Source organism: Chloroflexota bacterium (assembly GCA_014360805.1).
In the GTDB taxonomy this organism is placed as follows: Bacteria; Chloroflexota; Anaerolineae; order DTLA01; family DTLA01; genus DTLA01.
The window spans coordinates 1-7,679 of the sequence record JACIWU010000110.1 but is presented as its reverse complement, the minus strand read 5'-3'; the positions used below and the strand labels follow the sequence as shown (position 1 = coordinate 7,679).

Below are 7,679 nucleotides of genomic sequence, written 5' to 3'. Positions count from 1 at the left end.
GCATGCCGCCCCGCCCCGCCCGACGCTGAAGCATCGGGCTGAATGCGCAAAGCCCTGCGGGCTAGCCCCAGCCCCGAAGGGGCTTCGTCCACGTAGCGCGGGGGGTTAGCCCCGCGCGGGCATGCCGCCACGCCCCGCCCGACGCTGAAGCATCGGGCTGAACGCGCAAAGCCCTGCGGGCTAGCACCAGCCCCGAAGGGGCTTCGTCCACGTAGCGCGGGGGTTTAGCCCCGCGCGGCCATGCCGCCACGCCCAGCGTTACGGCACGCCGCCCGCAGGCAGCAGCACCTCGCGCTGCACCTGCCCGCCCGCGTCGGCGCGGAAGCGCACCTGCGCGTCGTGCACGATGCGCGTGCGCCACAGTTCCGTCCGCCGCACACCATCCTTCCCGATCCACGCCCACAGGATGGCGCCATCCCGCGCCTCGTCGTAGTTGTCAATGTCAAACACGAAATCGCCCAGGCTGTACACGATGAGTTTGCCCTTGTATATCTCGGTGGGTTGGAGCACATGCGGATGATGGCCCACCACCAGGTCGGCGCCGGCATCCACCGCGCGGCGTGCGGCCGCCTGCTGTTCGGACGTCGGCGCAGGGTCGTACTCCATGCCCCCGTGCAGGATCACCACCACCGCGTCCGCCTGTCGCTTGGCATCCTCAATCTGGCGCGCCATCCGGTCCAGGTCGTCCAGGTAGGCCACGCCAGGGCGGGCATCCCCCGCCGCGAAGTTCGCCGCCCGCGCATAACTCAGCCACGCCACCAGCGCCACCCTGACCCCGCCGACGGTGTAGAAGAGCGGGCGCTCGGCTTCCACGCGATTCTCCCCCGCGCCGACAATCGCCAGCCCCTGCGCCGCCAAATGGCCGACCGTCTCCTCCATGCCCGCCACGCCGAAGTCCAAGATGTGGTTGTTCGCCAGCGACATCGCGTTTAGCCCCGAACGGGCCAGCCCCACGGCCATGGACGGATGGGCGCGGAAGACGTAGGTCTTCACGGCCGGCTCGCCCCCCAGCGCAATCGCGCATTCCAGGTTCGCCACCGCGATGTCGGCCTGCCGCAGCGCCGACGCCACCGGCGCGAAGGGGTAGTCCGCGCCGTACCGGTCGGCGTACTCGCCCACGGTGCGGGCCAGCATCACATCCCCGACGGCGGCCAGCAGCACCGTACCCTCCTCGGCGGGCAACGCGCCATCCCACGCCGCAAGCGTAGGCGGGCCGGGCGTGGGAATCGGCGCGGGGACACCGCCAACCACCGGCGCAAGGACATGGACAAATCGCCCCTCGCGCAGCACCACCTGCGGCGCGCCGCCCGCGTGGAGCGCGGCGACGCGAATCCCCGCCACCCGCGACGGCGCATACCACACGCCGCGCACCTGCCCCGCGTCCGACAGGACGGTTACCGTGCCGCCCTCCGTCGCCGCCAGGATTTCCGGCACGCCGTCGCCGTCCAGGTCGGCCGCGGCCACATCCCACACGCCGCCCGCCACCGCGGCCTGCCAGCGTATCTTGCCCTCGGGCGACAGGGCAATCACGAGATTCACCGGATCGCCCGCGCCGACGATGAGCGCGGGGCCGTCGGCGACCTCGGTCTCGGCCCACGCCGGCATCCCGCCGCCCAGCGCCACCTGCCACAGGCGGCCGCCCTCCGCGTTCCAGGCGGTCAGCGTGCCGGCCTGATCGCCGGAAACCCACGTGGCCCCGCCCAGCGCCGAGGGGCGCGCCCGAACCGGCAGGCGGCTGGCCTCTTGGTCCCACACGACCTTGCCGTCGGCGGCGACGCCCACCACGTGGCCGGAATCCAGGCCCACCAGGATGTCGGCGCCGGCCACGGATGCGGCCTCCAGCGAGACGGGCGCGCCCGCGAGTTGCACCGTCCACCGCGCCGCGCCCGCAGGGTCAAAGGCGGCCAGCGTGCCCCGCCACGTGGCGGCCACAAGCGTGTCGCCCAGAGCCGCCACGTGCGTAACCCGCCCGTCCAGGCGCGCCTGCCAGACCGCATCGCCCGCGCCGTCCAGCAGGTACACGCGGTCGGAATCGTCGCCGACGAGGATGCGCGGCGCGCCATCGGGAGCGGCAATCACCTGCGCGGCGTAGATGACCGCCTCGGCGCGGAACCGCCACCGCACCGAACCGTCGGCGGCAAAGGCGTAGAAGTAGCGGTCGTGCGAGCCGGCCAAAATCTCGGGGACGCCGTCGCCGTCCAGGTCGGCCACGTCCAGCGTCCAGAACGCCTCGGTCTCGTGCCAGTTCGCGGCGGTGGGGTATTCCCATTGCGGTTGGAGCGCCAGCGATGGCACGGGCGTCGGCGACGGCGTGGGTGCAGGGGTAGGCGAGGCGGCGGGCGATGGGCGCGGCGTTGCCGTCGCGGCGACAGGCGGGCTGCCCGTGCCCGTCGGCGTGGGCGCGGGTGATGCGCACGCGGCCAGCGAAATCGCAAGCAGGATCAGCGTCAGGAGTCGTCTCACGGGGCTACTTTACCCGCGACGGGGCGGGATGTCAATTGCGAGCGGGCAGTCCGAGACCCTGCAGCCCTACGGCCGCCGCGAGCGTCAGCGAGCAGGGCCGACAAGCGGCGAAGCCGTCGCGCCGCGAAGCGCGGCGGAGCGGCATCCGCCTATAGATGGGAGCTGAGCGGCGCCGCTGATCCACTCCCACCATACACCCTACCCAGGGGGCGTCCGCTCCAACGAGGTGTTGTGCTACCACGACACGCTCTAGGACGACGAGCGACACGTGCTAGAAGTCGCCTCCGCTAAGTAAGAGGGCGACGGCGATGCAGTAGATTGGTATTGCAATCAAGAGCTGCGCCACGAAATAGTGCCCCCATATTGTGAAGGCTCGCCGCAGGAATGACGGGCTGACGATACCGGAATTTGGAATCAGCGCGCGAATCTCATTCACCTGCGATGCAACAGTTTGGAGCGCGGCCTGAGAGGCAGCGAGATTCTCTTCCAACCGGAGAATTCGGTTCTCCAGCGATTGAATGTACTGTGCGGTCCCCTGAGGTAGCTGTTCGGCACTCACTGTCACAACCTCCTAGCAGAAGAAGATTAACCGCTTTCGGCTCTGTGGTGAACCACGATGGGCGCCACATGCTATGGATCGGCAACCCAACGCTCAGCATCAGCGGCGGCGCGCAGCGCCGTCAGCTACATGCCGCTGTTAGCCAGGAACCTGATTTGTACGGCATACCATTCATCCTCAGATCGATTGAAGATGCATGCACTATCGCAAACCTGGCAGTCGTCGTTGTAGGCGACTGGAAGATAGGTGAAGTGCGTACCGTGCGAGCCGTCCAACGTGTCCATCACACCAGCGAGATAGTCAACCAGCGTGCGCCCCGGCTCCAGGTTTGGGGCATGGACCTCGAGATCCAGCCCGATTGCTCCATGCGACCAAGCTCGCCCTGCCATTGCTTCGATCGCAGCGGCGCGCAGCGCTACGAATCGTTCGTGGTGTTTGTGCTTCGGGTTGCGGATCGAGAAGGACGTGTCCTTATAAGGGGGGAGCCCAGAGACACGGAGTTCGATGGCTTCGCCCCCCTGAGGCGCGGGCATGGTCGGGAGGAGGCCCGGATCGTATGCGAGTACTCGGTTCATGCTCTCACTTCCCTGGCTAACACCGCGGCGGTTGAGATGCGCGCGGCGGAGGGGCGAAGCGCCGACGCCAGCGTCATCTCCAACCGCTTGCACGCATAGGAAAGCCTTGTGTGTATATTATAGCACACTTCCGTGGCAAGTCAATGGGGTTACGAATACATGAACGATCTACTGCCGAAAGACGCAAGAAACTCCTGGATCCGTTGCGCGATGCCCTGCGCTTGACCCACCTCCCCACGCACCGCTTTTTCGCTCCCCTCCCCCCCATGCGCGCAAACGGCGCTTGTGTGCTATAATCCACCCGACACCGCCATGCGGGGGAACCATGGAATACGAAGCCATCATCGGAATGGAAGTCCACGCCCAACTGCTGACGCGCAGCAAGATGTTCTGCGCGTGCGCCGCCGACTACGCCGCCGCGCCGCCCAACACCCGCGTCTGCCCCATCTGTCTGGGCATGCCCGGCACGCTCCCCGTCATCAACGCCCGCGCCGTGGAATTCGTCGTCATGACCGGCCTGGCGCTCCACTGCCGCATCGCCGCCCATTCCCGCTTCGCCCGCAAGAACTACCACTACCCCGACCTGCCCAAGGGCTACCAGATTTCGCAGTACGAACTACCCCTCTGCTCCGACGGCTATCTGGACATTGACGTGGACGGGCAGGTCCGGCGCATCGGTATTGAGCGCGTGCACCTGGAGGAGGACACGGCCAAACTCATCCACACCGGCGAGCACAGCCTGATAGACGCCAACCGCGCGGGCGTGCCGCTCATGGAGATTGTCAGCGCGCCCGACCTGCGCACCGGCGAGGAGGCCCGCCAGTACCTGACCCGCCTGCGGACGATCCTCCGCTACCTGGGCGTCAGTTCCGGCAACATGGAAGAAGGCTCCATGCGCTGCGAGGTCAACATCTCGCTGCGGCCCGCCGGCACCGACCTGCGCGGCACCAAGGTGGAGGTGAAGAACCTCAACTCGTTCCGCTCGGTCAAGCAGGCCATTGAGTACGAAATCCAGCGCCAGCGCCGCCTGCTGGAATCGGGCGAGCGCGTCGTGCAGGTTACCATGGGCTGGGACGAAGCCAACGGGCGCACGGTAGTCCAGCGCGTCAAGGAATCAGCCGACGACTACCGCTACTTCCCGGAGCCGGACCTGCCGCCGCTGGAATTGAGCCGCGAATGGGTAGAGGCGATACGGGCGCGCCTGCCCGAACTGCCCGAGGCGCGGCGGGATCGGTTCGTCCGCGACTACGGGCTGAGTGCCTACGACGCGGGCGTGCTCACCGCCGATCGGGAGGTGGCCGACTTCTTTGAGGCCGTGGTGCGCCTCGGCGGCGACGCCAAGGGCGCCGCCAACTGGATCACCGGCGAGATCTTCCGCCTGATGAACGCGCGGGGCCTGGAGATGAGCCAATTGTCCATCCGCCCGGCGCAACTTTGCGAACTCATGGGGTTGATACAAGAGGGCGTCATCACGACGACCATCGCCAAGGACGTGCTGGGCGACATGGCGGCCACGGGCGAGTCGCCGCGGGACATCGTGCGGCGGCGAGGGCTGGCCCAGGTCCGCGACGCCTCGGCTCTGGAGGCGGTCGCGCGGCAGGTCATCGCCGACAACCCCGACGCCGTGGCCCAGTACCTGGCCGGCAAGGAGCAAGTGCTCAAGTTCCTGGTGGGGCAGATGATGAGGGCGACCAAGGGGCAGGCCAACCCCACCCTGGCCGCCGAAATCCTGCGGGCGCTCCTGGCGGAAAGGCGGTGATTTTGGCCTCCCCGCCACAGTGTGTTATAATCCGCACGGATTGCGCCACGATTCACAGGATATCCATCACAAGGAGGTGATTGGAACCGAAGTATCCCTCTCGGCTCAAAGACGAGCCACTCTTCGCCCAGTGAAAATCTAAAACAAAGGAGTTTTTGGACATGACCGAGAAACTGAATCCCTTCAAAATCGCACAACAGCAATTGGACGAGGCAGCAGCCATCCTGAAACTGGAGCCTGGCATCCATGCGCTCCTGCGCGAGCCCATGCGCGAACTGCACGTAACCATCCCCGTGAAGATGGACGACGGCACCGTCAAGGTGTTCAAGGGCTTCCGCGTGCAGTACAACGACGCCCGCGGCGCGACCAAGGGCGGCATTCGCTTCCACCCCGAGGAGACCATTGACACCGTGCGCGCGCTGGCCGCGTGGATGACCTGGAAGACCGCCGTGGTGGACATCCCGCTGGGCGGCGGCAAGGGCGGCGTCATCTGCAACCCCAAGGAGATGTCGCAGGGCGAGTTGGAGCGGCTGAGCCGCGGGTACATCCGGGCCATCGCCAAGTTCATCGGCCCCGAGATTGACGTGCCCGCCCCCGACGTGTACACCAACCCGCAGATCATGGCCTGGATGATGGACGAGTACAGCATCATCACGGGCTACAACGTCCCGGGCGTCATCACCGGCAAGCCGCTGCCGTTGGGCGGTTCCGCGGGCCGCGGCGACGCGACGGCGCGGGGCGGCGTGTATACTATCCGCGAGGCAGCCAAGGCGCTCGGCCTGAACCTGAAGGGCGCGCCCTGCGCCATCCAGGGCTACGGCAACGCCGGATACCACGGCCACGTCCTGGCCCAGGAGATTCTGGGCATGAAGGTCGTCGCCGTCAGCGACTCCAAGGGTGGCATCTACAACCCGGAAGGGCTTGATCCCAAGGCGGTTTCGGAGCACAAGGCGAAGACCGGCTCCGTGCTCAACTTCCCCGGCGCCAAGAACATCACCAATGAAGAACTGCTGGAATTGGAGGTGATGGTGCTCATCCCCGCGGCGCTGGAGAACCAGATCACCGAGAAGAACGCCGCCAACATCAAGGCTAAGATCGTGGCCGAGTTCGCCAACGGCCCGACCACGCCCGAGGCCGACAAGATCCTGTTCGCCAACGGCGTGTACGTCATCCCCGACTTCCTGTGCAACGCGGGCGGCGTTACCGTCAGTTACTTTGAGCAGGTCCAGAACGCCTACGACTATTACTGGCCAATTAAAGAGGTTCACGAGAAACTGGACCACAAGATGACGGCGGCCTTCCATGCCGTCCATGAGATGTCCCAGAAGCACAAGGTGAACAACCGTGTTGGGGCATACCTGGTGGCCGTGCACCGTGTGGCCGAGGCCATGAGGTTGCGCGGCTGGGCCTAGAAGCCCGCTTCCCCTTGCGAGCATTCTAGAAGCGCCCTGGGTGTGCCCCAGGGCGCTTCTCTGTGTGATGGAAACGTGTGCGCTGCCGAAAGGAGGGAACGCTGCTGTGAGTGAGTCAGTCGTACCCTGCGTGTACTTTGAGCGGGCCGGGCCGGCCAACACCGAGAGGACGCTGGAAATCGCCAAGGCCCGCGCCGATCAACTCGGCATCCGCGCCATCCTTGTCGCCACGACGACGGGCGCGACCGGCGTGCGGGCCGCCGAAGCGTTCCGCGGCTACGACCTGATCGTGGTATCCCACAGCCACGGGTTCAAGGCGCCCAACACGCAGGAACTGACCGACGCGAACCGAGAGGCCATCCTGGCCACCGGCGCCAAACTCCTCACCTGCCAGCACGCCTTTGGCGGCATCAACCGCGCCGTCCGGAAGGAATTCGGCACCTACATGCTGGACGAACTCATCGCGTTCGTGTTGCGCAACTTCTCCCAGGGCGTGAAGGTGGGCGTGGAGATTGCCATCATGGCCGCCGACGCGGGCCTGGTGCGCGTGGGCGAACCGGCCATCACCGTGGCGGGCACCGGGCGCGGAGCGGATACGGCCATGGTTGTGCTCCCGGCCAACGCCCAGGACTTCTTTGACTTCCGCGTGCTGGAGATTCTGTGCAAGCCCAGGCTTGGGCGACCGCTGAAGGGGTAAGCGATGGCGCGGATGTTGCGGATTGCGGCAGCGATCGGGTTGGGCGCATGGGTCGCGCTGGCGCTCGCGCGGTGCGGCTCGCCGCAACCCGCCAGCGGCACCGAACCACCGCCCGCCGTCAGCATCCAGCAGAAAGGCTCGGACACCCTGGTGAACCTGGCGCTGGCCTGGGCCGAGGCGTACATGCGGCTCCAGCCCGAAGTGCGCATCTCAG

At 66.8% G+C, this 7,679-nt stretch carries 7 protein-coding genes; 4 read left to right on the top strand and 3 right to left on the bottom strand.

The annotated features are described in order from the left end of the window. Positions 1–258: 258 nt before the first annotated feature. The 3 genes from H5T65_13210 to H5T65_13200 form a co-directional block, all read right to left on the bottom strand. Positions 259–2,463 carry a CapA family protein gene (locus tag H5T65_13210; protein ID MBC7260187.1) on the bottom strand — a complete coding sequence of 735 codons (2,205 nt, stop codon included), beginning with the start codon at positions 2,461–2,463 and terminating at the stop codon, positions 259–261. A gap of 271 nt (positions 2,464–2,734) precedes the next feature. Next, positions 2,735–3,022, bottom strand: coding sequence for a hypothetical protein (locus tag H5T65_13205; GenBank protein ID MBC7260186.1), 288 nt, complete (start codon positions 3,020–3,022; stop codon positions 2,735–2,737). Between the two features lie 125 nt (positions 3,023–3,147). Then, positions 3,148–3,597, bottom strand: coding sequence for a hypothetical protein (locus H5T65_13200; GenBank protein MBC7260185.1), 450 nt, complete (start codon positions 3,595–3,597; stop codon positions 3,148–3,150). A 325-nt stretch (positions 3,598–3,922) separates the two neighbouring features. Between H5T65_13200 and gatB the strand changes: the two genes are divergently transcribed. The 4 genes from gatB to H5T65_13180 all read left to right on the top strand — a co-directional run. After that, on the top strand, positions 3,923–5,356 hold the full coding sequence (gatB, locus tag H5T65_13195; GenBank protein ID MBC7260184.1) for an Asp-tRNA(Asn)/Glu-tRNA(Gln) amidotransferase subunit GatB: 1,434 nt from the start codon (positions 3,923–3,925) through the stop codon (positions 5,354–5,356). 161 nt (positions 5,357–5,517) lie between these two features. Continuing rightward, entirely contained in the window at positions 5,518–6,768 is a 1,251-nt protein-coding gene (locus tag H5T65_13190) for a Glu/Leu/Phe/Val dehydrogenase (protein ID MBC7260183.1), read from the top strand. A 106-nt stretch (positions 6,769–6,874) separates the two neighbouring features. Beyond that, positions 6,875–7,465, top strand: a complete 591-nt coding sequence (locus tag H5T65_13185) for a hypothetical protein (GenBank protein ID MBC7260182.1) — start codon at positions 6,875–6,877, stop codon at positions 7,463–7,465. 3 nt (positions 7,466–7,468) lie between these two features. Next, positions 7,469–7,679, top strand: a 211-nt coding sequence (locus tag H5T65_13180; protein MBC7260181.1) for a hypothetical protein, incomplete at its 3' end; no start/stop codon positions are given.

What these genes read in the sequence shown, in the direction of transcription:
- H5T65_13190 (MBC7260183.1), top strand. Translation starts at nt 5,518, where the DNA reads ATGACCGAGAAACTGAATCCCTTCAAAATCGCACAACAGCAATTGGAC.
- H5T65_13200 (MBC7260185.1), bottom strand. Translation starts at nt 3,597, where the DNA reads ATGAACCGAGTACTCGCATACGATCCGGGCCTCCTCCCGACCATGCCC.
- gatB (MBC7260184.1), top strand. Translation starts at nt 3,923, where the DNA reads ATGGAATACGAAGCCATCATCGGAATGGAAGTCCACGCCCAACTGCTG.